At 61.2% G+C, this 768-nt stretch carries 1 pseudogene; it reads left to right on the top strand.

From position 1 onward, the window contains the following. Positions 1-138 precede the first annotated feature (138 nt). Positions 139-456, top strand: a pseudogene (locus tag DQ353_RS21165) (integrase core domain-containing protein); the annotation flags it as partial. Positions 457-768: the final 312 nt, after the last annotated feature.

Raw genomic sequence — 768 nt, 5'->3', positions numbered from 1 at the left:
CTGCAAAAGCTCTATACCTTGCGATAACCACCCAATCGCTAAGCCGAGAAAGATGCCAGGAATCCCCGGAAACCCGGGCCAATCCCGGCATCCCTCGGCTTAGCGTTTTCCTCGGCATAATCGCTGTTAAGCCGAATTCGGCTTAACAGCGACAACGGCGCAGCCCTAAATCCCTCGCGCCGCGGGGTTGAGGGGCAACTGGTCGCCTACGTGACCTCCCTCGGGGTCAAGGCGATCACCGGCAAGCCGTACAAACCCACCACCCAAGGGAAGAACGAGCGCTTCCACCAGACCCTGTTTCGTTGGCTGGACAAGCAACCCATGGCCCATTCCCATGATGAGCTCCAGGCCCAGGTGGACGGGTTTGACCTGATCTACAACACCGAACGTCCCCATCAGGGATTGCCCGGGCGCATCACCCCGCAGCAGTCGTGGGATGCCACGGCGATAGCTGACGAGCCCAGGCCGTCACCGCTGCCGGCTCTGCCTGAAGCCAATGCGCCGATACCGCTGGTGCTGAGCATCCCAGCACCAGAGCTGAACCCCGGGCCGAAGCTCGCGGAGCCCGGCATCGCGCCGGGTCCGGAAACTGAAATGAGCCTTGAAACCAACACATTCCCGAAACTCACCGGAACCATTGCGGCTCTACGGATTTGAGCGTGGTGCGGGTGCCTTGACGCCGTAATCTTGCGGGCGGGTTTCGGGGCTTCCGGCGTGCCGTGTCCCGGATAGACGTCAGGGCCTTCTTGAATGGTTATCGACCAAGAA

This window comes from Arthrobacter sp. AQ5-05, assembly GCF_003287975.1.
GTDB lineage: Bacteria > Actinomycetota > Actinomycetes > Actinomycetales > Micrococcaceae > Paeniglutamicibacter.
Note: the sequence above shows the minus strand (reverse complement) of the source record. Positions and strands in the feature narration are given on the sequence as shown.